A 20,404-nucleotide genomic window follows, 5' to 3' on the forward strand; every position below is an offset into this window, starting at 1 on the left:
CTTAGCGGTGAAATTAAGGTTTTACTTTAACTTCTACGGCTTCGCGTCCCATGCGACCCACCCCGCGCCGCGAGTTGGCCTCCTGCCGGCTCATCCTCAGCGCCACGCCGAGTGAACGAAATGTTCGTCCGCGTCGCGCTCGACCATCCGCTGCCGACCCTGTTCGACTACCGCTGCGACATCTCCGGGGCGGCTGTCGTAGGCACGCTCGTCAGTGTTCCGTTTGGCAAGCGGCACGTGGTGGGGCTCGTTTGCGAAGTGACCGCTCACAGCGACGTGCCGGCCGAGCGCCTGCGTGATGTGGATCAGGTCTGCACGGCGTGTCCGCCGGTGTCGACACATTGGCTCGCGCTCGCCGCATTCGCCGCGGACTACTATCAGCGCGGTCTCGGCGAAGTGGCGCTGCCGGGGCTGCCGCAGGCGCTGCGCGACGCGTCGCGCTGGTCGCGGCTGTTCGCGCCGGAAGAGCGCTATCGGTTGACGGCCGAGGGCCGCACGGTATTGCCTGACGCCTTGCCGGCCCGCGCGACCGCGCTCCGAGCGCTCGCTCAAGCGCTCGCTCGAGCCGACTTCCTCCTCGCTGCCGACGCCCGCGCGCTGCATCCGAAGGCGCTGGCGACACTCGACACATGGCAGACGGCAGGCTGGGTCACGCTCGATGTGATCGACGCCGCCACGGTGCCCGCCGCCGCGTCGCTGCCGAACCTGCCCGCGCCTGCCCTGCCAACCCTCACCGACGAACAGGCGAGTGCCGTCGCAGCGATCCGCGACGCCCACGGCTTCGCGCCGTTCCTGCTGCACGGGGTGACGGGCAGCGGCAAGACCGAGGTGTATCTGCGCGCGCTCGCCGCGATTCTGGCCGGCAAGCCCGATGCGCAAGCGCTCGTGCTGGTACCGGAAATCAACCTGACGCCGCAGTTCGAGGCGGCGTTCCGCGCCCGCTTCGCCGCGCTCGACGCCAGCGCGATCGTCACGCTGCATAGCGGCCTCGCCGAAGGCGAGCGCGCCCGCAACTGGTTCGCCGCGCACACCGGCCGCGCGCGCATCGTGCTCGGCACGCGGCTCGCGGTGCTCGCGTCGCTGCCGCGGCTGGCGATCATCGTCGTCGACGAGGAGCACGATCCGGCCTACAAGCAGCAGGAAGGCTTGCGTTATTCGGCGCGCGATCTCGCGATCTATCGGGCGAAGCAACTCGGCGTGCCGGTCGTGCTTGGCTCGGCGACGCCGTCGCTCGAGAGCTGGTGGCAGGCAGATCAGGGCCGCTACGATCGGCTCACGCTGTCGCGCCGCGCCGTCGCCGAGGCCGCACTGCCGAGCGTGCGTCTCATCGATCTCGAAGACGAGCGCCGACGCGGGCGGGCATCGATCGAAGGTTTGTCGGGCCCGTTGATCGCCGCGATGAAGGCGCGGCTCGAACGCGGCGAGCAGAGCCTCGTGTTCCTCAACCGCCGTGGCTACGCGCCGCAACTCGCGTGCGACGCGTGCGGCTGGGTGGCCGGTTGTCCGCGCTGCAGCGCCTACGTCGTGCTGCACAAGCCCGAGCGCGCGCTGCGCTGCCATCACTGCGGCTGGGAGTCTCGTATCCCGCGTTCGTGCCCGGAGTGCGGCAACGTCGATATCGCACCGCTCGGGCGCGGCACGCAGCGCGTCGAGGAAACGCTTGCGAGCGCGGTGCCGGGCGCCCGTGTGCTGCGTATCGACGCCGACAGCACGCGCCGCAAGGGCAGCGCGCAGGCGTTGTTCTCGGACGTGCACGCGGGCGAGGTCGATATTCTGGTCGGCACGCAGATGATCGCGAAGGGACACGATTTCCAGCGCGTGTCACTGGTTGGCGTGCTGAACGCCGATACCGCGCTGTTTTCGCATGATTTCCGCGCGAGCGAGCGCCTGTTCGCGCAGCTGATGCAGGTGAGCGGCCGCGCGGGCCGCGCCGGTCTGCCGGGCGAAGTGCTGGTGCAGACGCGCTATCCGCGACACGCGCTGTATCACGCGCTGTGCCGTCATGACTACGTCGGCTTCGCCAATGCGACGCTCGCCGAGCGACGCGACGCGCACCTGCCGCCGTTCGTCTACCAGGCGCTGTTGCGCGCCGAAGGCCGCACGCTCGAAGCGGCGCTCGCGTTTCTGCAGCAGGCCGCCGCCGAACTTGCGCGGATTCCTGCCGCCGAGCGCGTCACTGTCTACGACGCAGTGCCGCTCACGATCGTCAAGGTGATGCACGTGCATCGCGCGCAGTTGCTGATCGAAAGCGCATCGCGCGCGGCGCTGCAGGCTACGCTGCGCGCGTGGCAGCCACTGTTGCGCGTGCTCAAGGGCGTGCTGCGCTGGAACCTCGAAGTCGATCCGCTCGACATCTGACGCCACGGGCCAGATGACGCCCGCCATACTTCTTTGAGTCATATCCATAGAGCGAATGATCGTTTCGCTTTGCGATCCCGCTCGCCTATAGTCGCCAAATCGGCGCATTTTGGGGCTAAACGACAATAACTTCGCGCCGATGCCACCCAACTTTCGCGGGGCATCTGCAATGAGCGACACCCGTCACACCGTGCCGGAGGGCGCCGCGCCGGCTCAGCGGCAAGGTACACAAGACGCGCAAACCGCACGAGGCAGCGGCTTTTCGCTGACCGAAGACTGGCTCGCCGCGGGCGTCGGCCTGCTCGTGATCGTGATCGCGTGGGCGCTGTTCGCGTCGGGCAGCAGCATCAAGTGGCTCGCGGTCGCGCCGGCCAAATGGTCGAGCGTCGCGCAGGCCGCGCAGGACATCGGCAAGCATCTACCCAACTACTTCGCGCTATTCGCGACATTCGCGGTGCTGTTCGGCGCGAGCGTCGCCCTGCTCCGGCAGCGCGTCGGCGCGTTTCTCGCCGCGTTCGTCGTGGTGTTCGTCGCTTCCGCGCTGATTCTGACGCTCGGCGCATGGGTCGACGCGTCCAGGTACAACCTCGAGCCGCCGCTCGTCGCGCTCGCGCTCGGGCTGCTCGTGTCGAACCTGTTCACGCTGCCGGAGTGGCTCGCGGCCGGGCTGCGCGTCGAGTTTTACATCAAGGTCGGTATCGTGCTGCTCGGCGCGACGCTGCCGTTCACGCTGCTCGTGTGGGCCGGTCCGGTCGCGGTCGTCCAGGCGAGCATCGTGTCATTGATGACGTTCTTCGTGATCTTTCTCGTTGCGCGAGCATTCGGACTCGATCGACGCTTTGCCGCCGTGCTCGGTGTCGGCGGCGCGGTGTGCGGCGTGTCGGCGGCGATCGCGATTGCCGGCGCGGTACGGGCGAAACGCGAGCAGGCGTCGGTCGCGATCACGCTGGTCGTGCTGTGGGCGATCGTGATGATCTTCGTGCTGCCGTTCGCGTCGCGCTCGCTCGGGCTGCCGACGGCCGTCGCCGGCGCCTGGATCGGCACCTCCGAATTCGCCGACGCCGCGGGCATCGCCGCTGCCCAGGCCTACGGCGATTTCGCACGCCACGCGGGCGGCGCGATCGCCGGCGCGCCGGAAGCGTCGTTGCAGGCCTTCACGCTGATGAAGGTGGTAGGCCGCGACATCTGGATCGGCATCTGGGCGTTCGTGCTCGCAATCGTCGCGACGACGCGCTGGGAAGCGCAGGACAGCGGCGTCGTCGCGCGCGCGAATGCCGGTGAGATCTGGGCGCGTTTCCCGAAGTTCGTGATCGGCTTCGTGATCGCGTCGGCGTTGGTCACGTGGATCGCGAGCCATTATTCACTCGCCGATTACCGTAAGGTCGTCACGCCGGAGTTCGTCGCGCCAATCACGGTGCTGCGCACGTGGGCGTTCACCTTCTGCTTCCTGAGCATCGGTCTGACGACGCGCTTGCGCTCGCTTGCCGCGACCGGTCTGAAGCCGTTCCTCGCGTTCACGGCGGGCGTGGTGGTCAATATCGCGATCGGTTACGCGCTGTCCGCACACGTGTTCGCGTCGTACTGGAACAGCCTCGGATAACGCCGTGAAGATTCCGATGGATCGTGGCGCCGGCGCTGCGCCACACGTAGGCGCCGTAGAGCGCAACTGCGCGGCGGACGCGCCCTGCTGCGCCGCATGCCGGCATCGCGTGAGCGAACGGGATGCGCTCGAGCAGCGTATCCCAGGGCTTGCCGTGTTCGGTTCAGGGTTCGGCGCGAGCGTCGCCGATAGCCGACTGTGTGGTCTGCATGACCAGTTGGTATCGCCCGGCGATGTCTGTGCGCGGTTCGAGCCGGTTGCGCCGTCGCTCGGGCCGCGCTGATCCAACAGCGATCTTCAGGCGCAAATCCCCGCGCCAATCCAGTCGCAAATCCCCACATTCGCGCGCATCCGGCTTCATGAGCCGTTGCGCGCCTCTCCCGATCTCAGTCGTTCAGCGCGTTTCGCGTATCGCCCGCCGATCCACGCGAGGCCGCGCTCGCACGCTTGCGCTCCTCTTCGCGCCGATTCGAGCCCCTTGTCGCGCCTCGAATGAAAAACACCGCACAGGCCGCGCACAGCGCCCAGATGCCCAGTATTACCAGCCATTTTTCCATTACACCAACCCTCGAGAACCCCGTTTATCTTTTCTGCGTGCCCTGAAACCGACGTTTCGGGCCGTCCGTCTTCGTGCTTCTGTATATCGGCGCGCGAAGTCGTTTGATAAGGCTTATTTCAAAAAGAATCACGCCAGGGAAAGTACCGATCGAAAACACCCTGGTTCGACTGTCGGTCACCACCCGGAAACCCATGTTCCATAAGGCTTCCGACGGGGTGCAACCAACCTGCCGATTTGGTTGCACCTTTTTATTTGGAGGCGTACGATTCGCCCAACTTTTAGTCTTTCGCCAGGCTCGCGCCCGATACCAGAGAAGGAAACATGGCTAGCACCACCCTTGGCGTCAAGGTCGACGACCTCCTGCGTTCCCGGCTCAAAGATGCCGCCACCCGCCTCGAGCGCACCCCGCACTGGTTGATCAAGCAGGCGATTTTCGCCTACCTCGAAAAGATCGAGCACGGCCAGTTGCCGCCCGAACTGTCAGGCGCGACCGGCACGGCCGATCTCGCCGACGGCGCGGCGGTCGAGAACGAGGAAGACGGCGCGTCCCATCCGTTCCTCGATTTCGCGCAGAACGTGCAACCGCAGTCGGTGCTGCGCGCGGCGATCACCGCCGCGTATCGCCGCCCTGAACCCGAGTGCGTGCCGTTCCTGCTCGGCCAGGCGCGTCTGCCGGCCAACCTCGCCGGCGACGTGCAGGCGATGGCCGGCAAACTCGTCGAAACGCTGCGCTCGAAGAGCAAGGGCGGCGGCGTGGAAGGGCTGATCCACGAGTTTTCGCTGTCGAGCCAGGAAGGCGTCGCGCTGATGTGCCTCGCCGAGGCGCTGCTGCGCATTCCCGACCGCGCGACCCGCGACGCGCTGATCCGCGACAAGATCAGCAAGGGCGACTGGAAATCGCACGTCGGCCAGGCGCCGTCGCTGTTCGTCAACGCGGCGACCTGGGGCCTGATGATCACCGGCAAGCTGGTGACGACCAATAGCGAGACGAGCCTGTCGTCGGCGCTCACGCGCCTGATCGGCAAGGGCGGCGAGCCGCTGATCCGCAAGGGCGTCGACATGGCGATGCGCCTGATGGGCGAGCAATTCGTGACCGGCGAGAACATTTCCGAAGCGCTCGCGAACAGCCGCAAGTACGAGGCGCGCGGTTTCCGCTATTCATACGACATGCTCGGCGAAGCGGCCACCACCGAGGCCGACGCGCAGCGCTACTACGCGTCGTACGAGCAGGCGATCCACGCGATCGGCAAGGCCGCGGGCGGCCGCGGCATCTACGAGGGCCCCGGCATCTCGATCAAGCTGTCGGCGCTGCACCCGCGCTACTCGCGCGCGCAGCAGGAACGCACGATGAGCGAGCTGCTGCCGCGCGTGCGTTCGCTCGCGATCCTCGCGCGCCGCTACGACATCGGCCTCAATATCGACGCCGAAGAAGCCGACCGCCTCGAACTCTCGCTCGACCTGCTCGAAGCGCTGTGCTTCGATCCGGAGCTGCAAGGCTGGAACGGCATCGGCTTCGTCGTGCAGGCGTATCAGAAGCGCTGCCCGTTCGTGATCGACTACCTGATCGATCTGGCGCGCCGCAGCCGCCACCGTGTCATGGTGCGGCTCGTGAAGGGCGCGTACTGGGATACGGAAATCAAGCGCGCGCAGGTCGACGGCCTCGAAGGCTATCCGGTCTACACGCGCAAGGTCTACACCGACGTGTCGTACCTCGCCTGCGCGAAGAAACTGCTCGGCGCGCCCGATGCCGTCTATCCGCAGTTCGCGACGCACAACGCGCACACGCTGTCGGCGATCTATCAGCTCGCAGGCAACAACTACTACCCCGGCCAGTACGAGTTCCAGTGCCTGCACGGCATGGGCGAGCAGCTCTACGAAGAAGTCACCGGCCGCGACAAGCTGAACCGCCCGTGCCGCGTGTACGCACCGGTCGGTACGCATGAGACGCTGCTCGCGTACCTCGTGCGCCGGCTGCTCGAGAACGGCGCGAACACGTCGTTCGTGAACCGCATCGCCGACGAATCCGTCGCGATCAAGGAGCTGGTCGCCGATCCGGTCGAGGAAGCGTCGAGAATCGTGCCGCTCGGCGCGCCGCACGCGCGCATTCCGCTGCCGCGCAACCTGTATGGCGCGCAACGGCTCAATTCGATGGGCTTCGATCTGTCGAACGAGCATCGGCTCGCGTCGCTGTCGTCGGCGCTGCTCGCGAGCGCGCATCATCCGTGGCGCGCCGCGCCGATGCTCGAAGACAACCAGATCGCCGTCGGCGCCGGGCGCGACGTGCGCAACCCGGCCGACCATCGTGATCTCGTCGGCACGGTCGTCGAAGCGACGGCGGAGCACGTGAGCGCCGCGCTCGGCCATGCGGTGGCCGCCGCGCCGATCTGGCAGGCGACGCCGGTCGAGGCGCGCGCGGATTGCCTCGCGCGCGCCGCGGATCTGCTCGAAGCGCAGATGCATACGCTAATGGGCCTCGTGGTGCGCGAAGCGGGCAAATCGCTCGCCAACGCGGTCGCGGAAATCCGCGAAGCGATCGACTTCCTGCGCTACTACTCGACGCAGATCCGCGACGAGTTTTCGAACGACACGCATCGGCCGCTCGGTCCGGTGGTCTGTATCAGCCCGTGGAATTTCCCGCTGGCGATTTTCATGGGCCAGGTGGCCGCCGCGCTCGCGGCCGGCAACACGGTGCTCGCGAAACCGGCCGAGCAGACGCCGCTGATCGCAGCTCAGGCGGTGCGAATTCTGCGCGAAGCGGGCGTGCCGGCGGGCGCGGTGCAACTGCTGCCGGGCAATGGCGAGACGGTCGGAGCCGCGCTGGTCGCCGATCCGCGCACGCGTGCGGTGATGTTCACCGGCTCGACCGAAGTCGCGCGTCTGATCAACAAGACGCTGTCCGGCCGACTCGATCCGGATGGCAAGCCGATTCCGCTGATCGCCGAAACCGGCGGCCAGAACGCGATGATCGTCGACTCGTCGGCGCTCGCCGAGCAGGTCGTCGCCGACGTGCTGCAGTCGTCTTTCGACTCCGCCGGTCAACGGTGTTCGGCGTTGCGCGTTCTTTGTTTGCAGGACGATGTCGCGGACCGCACGCTCGAAATGCTGACGGGCGCGATGCGCGAGCTCGCGCTCGGCAACCCGGATCGGCTGTCGACCGACGTCGGCCCGGTGATCGACCTGGACGCGAAGCGCGGCATCGACGCCCACATCGCAGCGATGCGCGACAAGGGCCGCAAGGTCGAGCAACTGCCGCTGCCGGAGGGCGCGACGCAGGGTACTTTCGTGCCGCCGACGCTGATCGAGCTCGACAGCATCGACGAGCTGAAGCGCGAAGTGTTCGGTCCGGTGCTGCACGTGGTGCGCTATCGCCGCAGCCAGCTCGACAAGCTGCTCGAACAGATTCGCGCGACGGGTTATGGTTTGACGCTCGGCATCCACACGCGCATCGACGAAACGATCGCGCACGTGATCAGCCGCGCGCACGTAGGCAACATCTACGTGAACCGCAACGTGATCGGCGCGGTGGTCGGGGTGCAGCCGTTCGGTGGCGAAGGACTGTCGGGTACGGGGCCGAAGGCCGGCGGTGCGTTATACCTGCAGCGTCTGCTCGCAACGCGTCCGGCTGGTTTGCCGAAGTCGCTCGCGCAGGCGCTGGTGGTCGAAGTACCGCAGGCGGCGCAGGCTGCAGAACAGGGCGACAATCCGGTGGCCGCGCTGAGCGCGTTGCGCGACTGGCTGATCGCCGAGCGCGAGCCGCAGCTTGCCGCGCGTTGCGACGGCTATCTGTCGCATGTGCCGGCGGGTGCGACCGCGGTACTGTCGGGGCCGACCGGCGAGCGCAATACGTACACGCTGGGCCCGCGCGGCACCGTGCTGTGTATCGCGTCGACGGCGAGCGGCGCGCGCGCGCAGTTCGCGGCGGCGCTGGCTACGGGAAATCGTGCGTTGTTCGAGGGCGCGGCCGGTGAACAATTGGTTTCGCAATTGCCGGCGTCGCTGAAGGCCCACGCGAGCGTGAAGAAGAGCGCCGACGCGCCGTTCGACGCCGTGCTGTTCGAAGGCGACAGCGATGAGCTGCTCGGGCTCGTGAAGGAGGTCGCGAAGCGCGCGGGGCCGATCGTGTCGGTGCAGGGCGTCGCGGCCCGTGCGCTCGCGAGCGGCGACGAGGACTATGCGCTCGAGCGTCTGCTCACCGAGCGCTCGGTCAGCGTGAATACCGCGGCGGCAGGCGGCAATGCGAATTTGATGACGATCGGTTGAGCGAACCTCGGCGATTTCTTCAATAGAAAGGAAGCGGCACGGCGACCCCGACACCGCTTCATCCACACCTGGTATCAAGGAGAAGCTATGCAACACAAAATGAAACAGCTGGCAGGCGCAGCTCTGGTTGCCGCCATGTCGCTGGCGGGGACGGCCAACGCTCAATCGACGGAAGACGTGAAGATCGGTTTCGCCGGTCCGATGACGGGCGCACAGGCGCACTATGGCAAGGACTTCCAGAACGGCATCACGCTCGCGGTCGAAGAGTTCAACGCGACGAAGCCGGTGATCGGCGGCAAGCAGGTTCGCATCGTGCTCGACTCGGCCGACGACCAGGCCGACCCGCGCACCGGCACGACGGTCGCGCAAAAGCTCGTGGATGACGGCATCAAGGGCATGCTGGGCCACTTCAACTCGGGCACGACGATTCCGGCCTCGCGCATCTACGCGAACGCGGGCATTCCGCAGATCGCGATGGCGACGGCGCCGGAATACACGCAGCAGGGCTTCAAGACCACCTTCCGCATGATGACGTCCGACACGCAGCAAGGCTCGGTCGCTGGCGCGTTCGCGGTGAAGAACCTCGGCATGAAGAAGATCGCGATCGTCGACGATCGCACCGCTTACGGCCAGGGTCTTGCGGATCAGTTCGAGAAGGCTGCGAAGGCGGCAGGCGCGACGATCGTCGATCGCGAATATACGAACGACAAGGCCGTCGACTTCAAGTCGATCCTGACCAAGCTGAAGTCGTCGAACCCGGATCTGATCTATTACGGCGGCGCGGATTCGCAAGCCGCACCGATGGTCAAGCAGATGAAGCAACTTGGCGTGAAGGCGCCGCTGATGGGCGGCGAAATGGTCCACACGCCGACCTTCATCAAGCTCGCCGGCGATGCGGCGAACGGCACGGTGGCTTCGCTCGCCGGTCTGCCGCTCGAAGAAATGCCGGGCGGCAAGGCATACGTCGAGAAGTACAAGGCGCGCTTCAACGAAGACGTGCAAACGTACTCGCCGTACGCGTTCGATGGCGCGATGGCGATGTTCACCGCGATGAAGAACGCGAACTCGACCGATCCTGCCAAGTACCTGCCGGTGCTCGCCAAGACGTCGAAGCCGGCCGTGACGTCGGCCAACCTCGCGTACGACGCGCGCGGCGATCTGAAGAACGGCGGTATCACGCTGTACAAGGTCGTCGATGGCAAGTGGACGACGCTGCAAAGCGTGGGCGGCAAGTAAGTTTTTTGCTGACTACGGTTGATAGAAAACCCCGCTCTGGCGGGGTTTTTATGGGCGGCGCATTCGACACGCTGTCAGGCCACGTGGCGATTTTCACTGCCCCCGCATCTTCCTGCCCTGCTCACGAATCATCTCGAGCGTCGCCGCGGGCGTGCTCGCTTCCTGCGGCATGCGAATTTCGATCACGGCCGGCAACTGCGATTCGATCGCGCGTTGCAACGCCGGCAGAAAATCCCCGGTACGTTCAACGGTTTCGCCATGCGCGCCGAACGCTCGCGCGAACGCCGCGAAGTCCGGATTCGTGAGGCCGGTGCCATGCACGCGATGCGGATAGTGTCGCTCCTGATGCATGCGGATCGTCCCGAATTGGCTGTTGTTGACGACGATGAACAGCACGCGCAGGTCGTACTGCATCGCTGTCGCGAGCTCCTGCGCGGCCATCATGAAGCAGCCGTCGCCGGCGAGCGCGACCACCGCGCGCTGTGGATACAGCGACTTCGCCGCGAGCGCCGCCGGCACGCCGTAGCCCATTGCGCCGCTCGTCGGCGCGAGCTGAGAACGGAAGTGCCGATACGAGAAATGCCGATGCAGCCACGTCGCGTAATTGCCGGCGCCGTTCGTGAGGATCGCGTCGTCGGGCAAGTGGGCGCGTAACTGCTGGATCACTTCGCCCATCTGCACGTCGCCGGGAATTGGGCGCGGCTTGCGCCAATCCAGATACGCGCGATGCGCTTCCTCAGCGGCACCCGCCCAGGCGAGCCTGCCGGACGACGACGGTTTCAGTTCCGCAAGCATCGCCGCAAGCTCAGGCATGCCCGAGACGATCGGCAGATCGGCCGCATATACGCGGCCCAGTTCTTCCGCGCCCTGATGCACGTGCACGAGCGTCTGCTTCGTCTTCGGGATGTCGAGCAGCGTGTAGCCGTTGGTCGTCGCTTCGCCGAGGCGCGGACCGAGCGCAAGCAGCAAGTCAGCGTCGCGAATGCGCTGAGCGAGCGCCGGATTGATGCCGAGACCGACGTCGCCCGCGTAGTTCGGATGCTCGTTGTCGAAGGTGTCCTGGAAGCGGAACGCGAGGCCAATCGGCAACTGCCAGTTTTCGATGAAACGTCGCAGGTCCGCGCATGCGGCCGCTGTCCAGCCGCTGCCGCCGGCGATCACCATCGGCCGTTGCGCGCCTTCGAGCAACTCGCGCAGCTTCGCGATCTGCGCGGCCGATGGCGACGCCGCCACGCGGTGATAAGCGGGTGCGCCAGGTACCGCGTCGCAGGCATCGCTCAGCACGTCTTCGGGCAGCGCCAGCACGACCGGCCCGGGCCTCCCCGAGGTGGCCGTATGAAACGCATGGCTCAGATATTCGGGGATGCGCTTCGGGTCGTCGATCTGCGCGACCCACTTCGCCATCTGACCGAACATGCGCCGGTAGTCGATCTCCTGAAAGGCCTCGCGATCGAGATGTTCGCGCGCGCACTGACCGATCAGCAGAATCATCGGCGTGGAGTCCTGAAACGCAGTATGAACGCCGATCGACGCATGCGTCGCGCCCGGCCCGCGCGTGACGAGTGCGACGCCCGGGCGGCCGGTCAGCTTGCCGAGCGCTTCGGCCATGTTCGCGGCCGCGGCTTCGTGACGGCAGACGATCGTCTGGATGCGCCCGGTTTCGTCGTGCAGCGAATCGAGCACGGCGAGAAAGCTTTCGCCGGGGACGCAGAACACGCGCTCGACGCCGTGTGTGAGCAACGCCTCGACGACGAGGCGCGCGCCGGTCGTGCGTGCGGTATGGGAAGCGATAGCGGAATTGGAAGCGGAATGGGAAGCGGGAGTATTCGGCAGCGACATTGCGAAGAAGCCTCCTGGCAGTGCGTGGGTGCGTTGGGATGGAGCCGCATCGGCGGAACGTGCAACAGCGGCCGATGGGCGCTTCGACAGCTTACGCCGAGCACGTGGGCGCTGTCATGGCGCAGCGCAACTGTTCGATCGGCGTGCGCGCAACACGATTGCGCAAATGAAAACGCGAGCCGCAGGGCCCGCGCTTTTCCGATGCGATCGCACGCAATTGAATGCCGCGCTCAACGACTCAACACTCGACGATATTTACCGCGAGGCCGCCGCGCGACGTTTCCTTGTACTTGGTCTTCATGTCCGCGCCGGTTTCGCGCATCGTCTTGATGACCGAATCGAGCGACACATAGTGGCTGCCGTCACCGCGCAAAGCCATGCGCGCGGCATTGACCGCCTTCACCGATGCCATCGCATTGCGCTCGATGCACGGAATCTGCACCATGCCGCCAACCGGATCGCAGGTGAGCCCGAGGTTGTGCTCCATGCCGATTTCCGCGGCGTTCTCGACCTGCTTCGGCGTGCCGCCCATCACGGCGGCCAGCGCGCCCGCGGCCATCGAGCATGCGACGCCGACTTCACCCTGACAGCCCACCTCCGCACCGGAGATCGACGCATTCAGCTTGTACAGGATGCCGATCGCGGCGGCCGTCATCAGGAAGTCGATCACGCCCTGCTCGTTCGCGCCCGGCATGAAGCGCGTGTAGTAATGCAGCACCGCCGGAATGATGCCGGCCGCGCCATTGGTCGGCGCGGTGACGACGCGCCCGCCCGCCGCGTTCTCTTCGTTGACGGCGATTGCGTACAGGTTGATCCAGTCGACCATGGACAGCGGGTCCTGCAACGCGCGCTCAGGGTTGCCCGTCAACGCGCGATACAGCTGCGGCGCGCGCCGCTTCACCTGGAAAGGTCCGGGCAAGTGACCATCGGCATCGGGATTGTTGATGCCGCATCCGCGCGCGACGCATGATTGCATCACGTCCCAGATCTTCAGCAGACCGGCGCGCGTCTCTTCCTCGCTGTGCCAGACGCGCTCGTTTTCCCACATCAACTGCGCGATGCTCTTGCCGCTCGCCGCACACAGCGCGAGCAATTCGTTGCCGGTACGGAACGAATGCGGAAGCTGATCGACGGCGCTCAATACTTTCGTGTTCGGCGCGCCGGCCGTCACGACGAAGCCGCCGCCGACCGACAGATAGGTCGACTCGCGCAGCGTTGCCCCTTGCGCATCGAAGGCGAACAGCTTCAGGCCGTTCGGATGCTCGGGCAGCGCCTGACGATAAAACGCGATGTGCTCTTTCTGCACGAAGGGCACCTCGTGCGTGCCGAGCAGCGCGAGTTGGCGCGACGTGCGCACTGCTTCGAGCCGTTGCGCGATCGTCTCGGGATCGACGGTGTCGGGCGCGTCGCCCATCAGGCCCAGCATGACGCCGCGATCGGTGCCGTGTCCCTTGCCGGTCGCGCCGAGCGAGCCGTACAACTCCGCCTTCACCGATGCGGTGGAAGCGAGCAGCCCGTCGCGCTCGAGTCCCTGGACGAACATCAGCGCCGCGCGCATCGGCCCGACCGTGTGCGAGCTCGACGGACCAATGCCGATTTTGAAGAGATCGAAGACGCTGACTGCCATGTACTGCTCCCTGCCTATAGATAAAGAGTTTAGCGCGCCGGCAGCGGCAAGCACACGGCGAGCCACGCGGGCGGCGTCGGTGCGAGCTGCAGCGCGACTGGCGTAAAGCGTCCATCGAGACGGGCCGCCAGGTGAAACAGTTCCGTCGCGTTCTTCGGATCCCACTGACCCGAATAGCCGGGCAAGCCGGCCTCGCGACGTTTTGCATCGAACGCGACGTTCGAATGCACGAATTCCTCATGCGTCTGAGCGCCGGTAGCAAACGGCACGAGCCAATTCAGCGCGGCGAGCAGCGTCGCGCCGTTCGCGCCCTTTTCTTGCAGCCAGTTGCGGTTGTGGCGGCGCGCGGCGAGCGCGGCCGTCACCAGCGGTTGCAGATCGTAGGTCACGTAGTGCAGCGCATCGCGCTCGCCGAAGTCGATCGTCGAGCCGTCCGGGGCGATGTTGTCGCCGATATGCTCGACGAACAGCCGCTGCGCGGCGTTGATCATCTTGCGGTTGTCGAGCGTGAATGCCGCCATCGCGATCAGCTTGATGCGGTGGCTTTGCCAATTGTTGCGGAACGTGCCCGTGAGCGGCCGCGGCTGCGCGTCGATCTGCGCGATGTAGCCGTTCGCGAGCTTCGTCAGAAAGGCCATCGCCGCGTTGCGCGTTTTGACGGGCAACGCGCTCGCGGTCATGTCGTACGCGAGGATCAGACCTTCGAAACGCGTTTCGTCGATCGGATTGAAGCTCGGCTGATAGGTCGTGACCCACGCGTACAGCAGACGGTCGACGAGCTTCAGGAAGCGGTCGTCGCTGGTCGCGCGCCACGCGAGCGCGGCGTCGCGCAGCAGGTCGAGATCCTTCTCCGCTTCGACGCTCTGATCGTAGATGCCCTCGTGCGGCAGCGTGCCCTCTGTGTGCAATTTAGCGAGCGCATGCGGCTGCTCGTTCAGATGTGCCTGCACGTTGGCGACGAGCGCCTTGACGCCGGGGTCGGCATTGGTGCGCTCGCTCGTTTGCAGCGCCGGCGCCGCGCAGAAATTCATCGCGGCCTGCGCCGCGCGCAGCGGCAGCAACGCGGCCGCTGCGGCCAACAGTACCGCGTAAGCGGGCCGCCACGGACGGACGCCTGCCGCCTCGGCCCGGCTTTGCATCAATCGCACCTTTCGCGCCATGCGAAACTCCTCGTTAGGCTGATTCGGTGTGTGATGTTAGCCGGTTGCGGCTTTCAACGACAGGACCGCGGGTGGACCGCTCGCAAACGCCGACGGACCTTCACCGCGCCGCGCATGACGTCTCGCCGACTCGCGCTGCTTACTCGTAATCGGCGATCGGCACGCACGAGCAGAACAGGTTGCGATCGCCGTACACGTTGTCCGCGCGACCGACCGGCGGCCAGTACTTGTTCGCGATCAGCGTCTTCAGCGGGTAGGCTGCGGTCTCGCGCGCATACGCGTGCTTCCAGTCGTCCGAGATCACGACCGCCGCCGTGTGCGGCGCGTGCTTCAGCGGATTGTCCTCGCGCTCCGCGCGGCCTTCCTCGACCGCGCGGATTTCCTCGCGGATCGCGATCATCGCCTCGATGAAGCGGTCGAGCTCTTCCTTCGACTCCGACTCGGTCGGTTCGACCATCAGCGTGCCTGGTACCGGGAAGCTCATCGTCGGCGCGTGGAAGCCATAGTCGGCGAGGCGCTTCGCGACGTCGTCGACGGTGATGCCGCTCGTGTCCTTGATCGGACGCAGATCGAGAATGCACTCGTGTGCGACGAGGCCGCCGGGGCCCGAGTACAACACCGGATAGTGCGGCGCGAGCTTGTTGGCGACGTAGTTCGCGTTGAGGATCGCGGTTTCGGTCGCGGCGCTCAGGTTCTTCGCGCCCATCATCGCGATGTACATCCACGAGATCGGCAGGATCGACGCCGAGCCGTACGGCGCGGCCGACACCGCGCCGATGCCATCCTCCGAGCGCTGGTAGCCCGACGAAGTCTGGTTCGGCAGGAACTGCGCGAGATGCGCGCCGACCGCGACCGGACCGACGCCCGGTCCGCCGCCGCCGTGCGGAATGCAGAAGGTCTTGTGCAGGTTCAGGTGCGAGACGTCGCCGCCGAACTGACCCGGCGCGCACAGGCCGACCATCGCGTTCATGTTCGCGCCGTCCACGTACACCTGGCCGCCGTGCGCATGCACGATCTCGCAGATTTCGCGGACGTTCTGCTCGAACACGCCGTGCGTCGACGGGTACGTGATCATGATCGCCGCGAGCTTATCGGCGTGCTGCGCGGCCTTCTTCTTCAGGTCTTCGATATCGACGTTGCCCTGCGCGTCGCATGCCACGACCACGACCTGCATGCCGGCCATTTGCGCCGACGCCGGGTTCGTGCCGTGCGCCGAAGCGGGAATCAGACAGACATCGCGATGCGCTTCGCCGCGCGACGCGTGATAGGCGTGGATGATCAAAAGACCCGCGTACTCGCCCTGCGAGCCCGCGTTCGGCTGCAGCGACACGGCCGCATAGCCGGTCGCGGCGACCAGCATCTCTTCGAGCTGATCGATCAGCTCGCGGTAGCCGACGGTTTGCTCGGTCGGTGCGAACGGATGGATGTGGCCGAACTCGGGCCACGTGACCGGCAGCATTTCCGACGTCGCATTCAGCTTCATCGTGCAGGAGCCGAGCGGGATCATCGAGCGATCGAGCGCGAGGTCCCTGTCCGACAGGCTGCGCAGATAGCGCAGCATTTCCGTTTCCGAATGATGACGGTTGAACACGTGATGCGTCAGGTACGCGCTCGTGCGTTCGAGCGCGGCCGGCACCGACGCAGAGTTCGATGCGTTGAGCGCGGTGTCGAGCGCGTCGACTTGCGGCACGTCGCTCGCGAAGGCCGCTTGAGCGAACACCGCGAGCAGGTCGGCCAGATCGTGGCGCGTGGTGGTTTCGTCGATCGACAGGCCGACTTGCGTCGCGCTCACGTGGCGCAGGTTGATGCGCCTGGCCGTAGCCGCGTCGTGCAGCGCTTGCGTGCGGGCGCCGGTGTCGAACGTGAGCGTGTCGAAGAAAGTTTCGTTGACGAGCTTATAGCCAAGCTGCTTCGCGCCTTCGGCGAGCAGCGTGGCGATGCGATTGACGCGCAGTGCGATCGTCTTCAGGCCACGCGGGCCGTGATAGACCGCGTACATGCTCGCCATGATCGCGAGCAGCGCCTGCGCGGTACACACGTTCGAGGTCGCCTTCTCGCGGCGGATGTGTTGCTCGCGCGTTTGCAGCGCGAGACGCAGCGCGGGGTTGCCTTGCGCGTCGACGGTTACGCCGACCAGACGTCCCGGCATTTGCCGCTTGAATTCGTCGCGCACCGCGAGGTACGCGGCATGCGGGCCGCCGAAGCCGACCGGCACGCCGAAACGCTGCGTATTGCCGACCGCGACGTCCGCGCCCCATTCGCCCGGCGGCGTAAGCAGCGTCAGCGCGAGCAGGTCGGCGGCGACGACGACATGGCCGCCCGCCGCGTGGATCGCTTCGGTCAGCGCGCGGTAGTCGCGCACGTCGCCGTTCACGCCCGGGTATTGCAGCAGCACGCCGAATGCGTTGGCGTCGGCGGCTTCAGCGGCCGGGCCGACTTTCACTTCGATGCCGACCGGCGTCGCGCGCGTCTTCACGACTTCGATGGTCTGCGGCAGCACGTCGTCGGCAACGAAGAACACGTTCGACTTCGGTTTGCCGACGCGTTGCAGCAGCGTCATCGCTTCGGCGGCGGCGGTCGCTTCGTCGAGCAGCGATGCGTTCGAGATCGCGAGGCCGGTCAGGTCGGTGACCATCTGCTGGAAGTTCAGGAGCGCTTCCAGACGGCCTTGGGAAATTTCAGGCTGGTACGGCGTGTACGCGGTGTACCAGGCCGGATTTTCGAGCACGTTGCGCAGGATCACCGTCGGCGTATGGGCGTTGTAATAGCCCTGGCCGATGTAGGAGCGGAACACCTGGTTCTTGTCCGCGAGCTCGCGCAAGGCGGCGAGCGCTTCGGCTTCGCTCTTCGGTTGCGCGAAGGGGCCGAGCGGCAGCGTTTCGGTGCGGCGGATCGTCTTCGGGATGACGGCGTCGATCAATGCCGCGCGCGACGCGAAGCCGAGTGCTTCGAGCATCGCTTGCTGGTCGGCCGTATCCGGGCCGATATGCCGTTCGGCGAAGGCGTCGTGCACTTCGAGCGCGGCGAGCGAGAGAGGAGTGCGGTTCATCAGACGATCCGGGTGTTCGAGCTTCATGGGTGTTCCTGGCGGCGCGGCGCGCCGTTGTGCGAGCGCCGCGCCTGACGGTTAAAACAAACGGCGACTCAGGCGCCGATCGACTTCGCGTACGCCTCGGCGTCGAGCAGACGGTCGAGCGACGCATCGGCGGCCGGCTTGATCTTGAACAGCCAGCTGTCGTACGGCGTGCTGTTGACGGTGTCGGGCGAGTCGGCGACGGTCGTGTTCGCCTCGATGACTTCGCCCGAGACCGGCGCGTAGATATCGGAGGCGGCCTTCACCGATTCGATCACGGCGACGGTGTCGCCCGCGGTCACGGACTTGCCGAGTTCCTGGACTTCGAAGAAGACGATGTCGCCGAGCGCTTCCTGCGCGTGGTCGGTGATGCCGACCGTCAGCGTGCCGTCCGCTTCGGTGCGGACCCATTCGTGCGATTCGGTGTATTTCAGTTCGGCCGGGATGCTCATTGGATGCTCCTGAACGGTATGTTCGGTAGTGTTTGAATGTAGGGGCGTGCGCCGGCCGCTTAGACCGCCAGCACCTTGCCGTTGCGCACGAACGGCAGTTTTACCACGCTTGCGGGACAGGCTTTGTCGCGAATCTGGACGTGCACGGTGTCGCCCGGCTGCACGCCCTTCGGCACGCGCGCGAAGGCGATCGATTCCTGCATGGTCGGCGAGAACGTGCCGCTGGTGATCTCGCCGCCGCCGTGCGGCGTGACGACTTTCTGATGCGCGCGCAGCACGCCCGCGGCCTTGCCGTTTTCCTTCAGCAGGATCAGGCCGACGAACGCGGCGCGCGAGCCGTCGGCTTCGAGGCTGCTCTTGCCGACGAACTCGCGCGGCGAGGCCAGGTCGACGGTCCATGCGAGGCCCGCGTCGAGCGGCGAGACATTGTCGTCCATGTCCTGGCCGTACAGGTTCATGCCGGCTTCGAGGCGCAGCGTATCGCGCGCGCCAAGACCGGCCGGGCGCACGCCGTGGGCCGCGAGTGCATTCCACAGCGCTTCGACGTGGGTAGCCGGCACGATGATCTCGAAGCCGTCTTCACCGGTATAGCCGGTGCGCGCGACGGTCAGCTCGCCGAACGGCGTGCCGTCGACGCGCGCGGCGTTGAACGGCTTCAGCGCTTCAGTCGCGGCGCGCGCGGCCGGCACGGTTTGCCAGGCCTTTTCGCGTGCGTTCGGGCCTTGCACGGCGACGATCGCCAGATCGCGGCGCGGCGTGATGGTGAGACCGAAGCCGCCCGCGTTGAGCTGGCCGAACCAGGCGATGTCTTTGTCGGCGGTGCCGGCGTTGACGACCACGCGGAAGTGGTCTTCGGCGAAGTAATAGACGATCAGGTCGTCGATCACGCCGCCGTTCGGATTCAGCATGCAGGAGTAGAGCGCGCGGCCCGGCGTTTGCAGCTTCGCGACGTTGTTCGCGAGCGCGTATTCGAAGAACGCGCGGACGCGCTCGCCGGTGAAGTCGACCACGCACATGTGGGACACGTCGAACATGCCGGCGTCGGTGCGCACCGCGCGATGTTCCTCGATCTGCGAGCCGTAGTTGACGGGCATGTCCCAGCCGCCGAAGTCGACCATGCGAGCATTGAGCGCGCGGTGAGCGGCGTGGAGCGGGGTGTGTTTGAGTTCGGTCATGGGGCCTCGGGCATCTCGCGAAACAAAAAAGGCCATGCGGCGCACTGCCTCGCGGCCGTGTGCCTGCGAGCGTGGTTCAGCATGACCCCTCTGTCCTCGATACCTGAGAGATTGCGCCGCCGCGACTGGCTCAATGAGCTCGATCCGTCACGGTGAAACGCGCGCCCCTTCGGTGGGCAGCCTGCCTGCGGTGCACGACGTGCGACGCGGATGGCTACTGCCGCTCTCCAGAGTGCGAAAAAGCCGCCGGAAGACGGGTTTTTCGACGCGGTCGGTCCTTTTGCCTGAGAGTTTGCGGGTGTGCCCCTTCGGCGGCGCGGCCTGCGATTTTTCGCCTGCCAGCACGCTCTCCCGACGCGTGCGGCGAATTTACGCGACGGGCCGGGGCTTGTCAAATAAAGGCCCGGGAGCGGTGTGGGGCCGGCTGTGGCTGTTCGGGGGCGTCAAAAAGAAAAGCGCGGACCGTGGTGCCCGCGCTTTTCAGTTGCTTCTCCCGGTGCCATCCGTGACCGCACGATGAGCGGTAGTGGGGGCTCACCTGGTGGCTCGTTTGCCGATTCGGTTTGCCCACTTGCTCGCTGACTCACTCGCCGATCGCATGAGCCGCATTGTCCAGTTCCTGATTCAGCACGCGCTGTTCTTCCGCGGACAAACCGCCGCCATGCTGGGCGGCCATGTCATGCGCTTCCTGGCGAATCGTCTCGAGACGGTGATGCAGCGCGGCGCCTTGCGGCGGCGGGTAATAGCCCTGATTCACGCGGTTATCGATACGGTGCGCGAGATTGTCGATGCGGCCGTCGACCTGATGCAGACGCTGGTCCGCGATCTGCTGCGGAGTCGGGCCCGGATGCGGCGCCGGCGAGGGCGTTACCACGCAGGCGGCGACGGAGCCGAGCAGCGCGCATGCAACAAGGGCACGGATGATTCGAGACATGGATTCTCCCGGAGTCGTTGTCGTGTTGGGTTGCTACCTCACTAGCAACGGCTGACGAAGAACGCCCGCTGACCTGGCAGCGGGCGAATTTGTAACGTTATGTTCCTTTCCGGAGCGTCAGGAAAGCTCGC

At 66.1% G+C, this 20,404-nt stretch carries 12 protein-coding genes and 2 riboswitches; of the genes, 5 read left to right on the top strand and 7 right to left on the bottom strand.

Annotated elements, in window-relative coordinates:
* Positions 1-120: 120 nt before the first annotated feature.
* The 5 genes from HWY30_RS04345 (at position 121) to HWY30_RS04365 (ending at position 10,013) form a co-directional block, all read left to right on the top strand.
* Positions 121-2,358, top strand: coding sequence for a primosomal protein N' (locus tag HWY30_RS04345; protein WP_090805522.1), 2,238 nt, complete (start codon positions 121-123; stop codon positions 2,356-2,358).
* Between the two features lie 169 nt (positions 2,359-2,527).
* The gene (locus HWY30_RS04350) at positions 2,528-3,958 is read left to right on the top strand and encodes a YeiH family protein (protein WP_090802410.1); all 1,431 of its coding nucleotides are present in this window, start codon (positions 2,528-2,530) and stop codon (positions 3,956-3,958) included.
* Between the two features lie 109 nt (positions 3,959-4,067).
* Positions 4,068-4,241 (top strand): hypothetical protein, encoded by a 174-nt coding sequence (locus HWY30_RS04355; protein ID WP_244144777.1) that lies wholly within the window; start codon positions 4,068-4,070, stop codon positions 4,239-4,241.
* Positions 4,242-4,838: 597 nt separating this feature from the next.
* Positions 4,839-8,777 carry a trifunctional transcriptional regulator/proline dehydrogenase/L-glutamate gamma-semialdehyde dehydrogenase gene (gene putA, locus HWY30_RS04360; protein ID WP_090802412.1) on the top strand — a complete coding sequence of 1,313 codons (3,939 nt, stop codon included), beginning with the start codon at positions 4,839-4,841 and terminating at the stop codon, positions 8,775-8,777.
* An 87-nt stretch (positions 8,778-8,864) separates the two neighbouring features.
* Complete coding sequence (locus HWY30_RS04365; RefSeq protein ID WP_090802413.1) at positions 8,865-10,013, top strand: branched-chain amino acid ABC transporter substrate-binding protein; 1,149 nt, start codon at positions 8,865-8,867, stop codon at positions 10,011-10,013.
* 93 nt (positions 10,014-10,106) lie between these two features.
* Here HWY30_RS04365 and HWY30_RS04370 read toward each other — a convergent pair whose 3' ends face one another.
* The 7 genes from HWY30_RS04370 to HWY30_RS04400 form a co-directional block, all read right to left on the bottom strand.
* Positions 10,107-11,852 (bottom strand): thiamine pyrophosphate-binding protein, encoded by a 1,746-nt coding sequence (locus HWY30_RS04370; RefSeq protein ID WP_090802415.1) that lies wholly within the window; start codon positions 11,850-11,852, stop codon positions 10,107-10,109.
* 238 nt (positions 11,853-12,090) lie between these two features.
* Complete coding sequence (locus HWY30_RS04375; protein ID WP_090802417.1) at positions 12,091-13,479, bottom strand: L-serine ammonia-lyase; 1,389 nt, start codon at positions 13,477-13,479, stop codon at positions 12,091-12,093.
* Positions 13,480-13,508: 29 nt separating this feature from the next.
* Positions 13,509-14,639 carry an alginate lyase family protein gene (locus HWY30_RS04380; protein ID WP_090802419.1) on the bottom strand — a complete coding sequence of 377 codons (1,131 nt, stop codon included), beginning with the start codon at positions 14,637-14,639 and terminating at the stop codon, positions 13,509-13,511.
* 139 nt (positions 14,640-14,778) lie between these two features.
* Positions 14,779-17,715, bottom strand: a complete 2,937-nt coding sequence (gene gcvP, locus HWY30_RS04385; RefSeq protein WP_090802421.1) for an aminomethyl-transferring glycine dehydrogenase — start codon at positions 17,713-17,715, stop codon at positions 14,779-14,781.
* A 68-nt stretch (positions 17,716-17,783) separates the two neighbouring features.
* The gene (gene gcvH, locus HWY30_RS04390; protein WP_090802422.1) at positions 17,784-18,164 is read right to left on the bottom strand and encodes a glycine cleavage system protein GcvH; all 381 of its coding nucleotides are present in this window, start codon (positions 18,162-18,164) and stop codon (positions 17,784-17,786) included.
* A 59-nt stretch (positions 18,165-18,223) separates the two neighbouring features.
* Positions 18,224-19,339 carry a glycine cleavage system aminomethyltransferase GcvT gene (gene gcvT, locus HWY30_RS04395; RefSeq protein WP_090802424.1) on the bottom strand — a complete coding sequence of 372 codons (1,116 nt, stop codon included), beginning with the start codon at positions 19,337-19,339 and terminating at the stop codon, positions 18,224-18,226.
* Between the two features lie 80 nt (positions 19,340-19,419).
* A riboswitch (glycine riboswitch) is annotated at positions 19,420-19,580 on the bottom strand.
* Between the two features lie 21 nt (positions 19,581-19,601).
* Positions 19,602-19,703: riboswitch (glycine riboswitch) on the bottom strand.
* A 219-nt stretch (positions 19,704-19,922) separates the two neighbouring features.
* The gene (locus HWY30_RS04400) at positions 19,923-20,273 is read right to left on the bottom strand and encodes a hypothetical protein (protein WP_090802426.1); all 351 of its coding nucleotides are present in this window, start codon (positions 20,271-20,273) and stop codon (positions 19,923-19,925) included.
* Positions 20,274-20,404 lie beyond the last annotated feature (131 nt).

This window comes from Paraburkholderia tuberum STM678 (genome assembly GCF_902833905.1).
Taxonomy (GTDB): domain Bacteria; phylum Pseudomonadota; class Gammaproteobacteria; order Burkholderiales; family Burkholderiaceae; genus Paraburkholderia; species Paraburkholderia tuberum.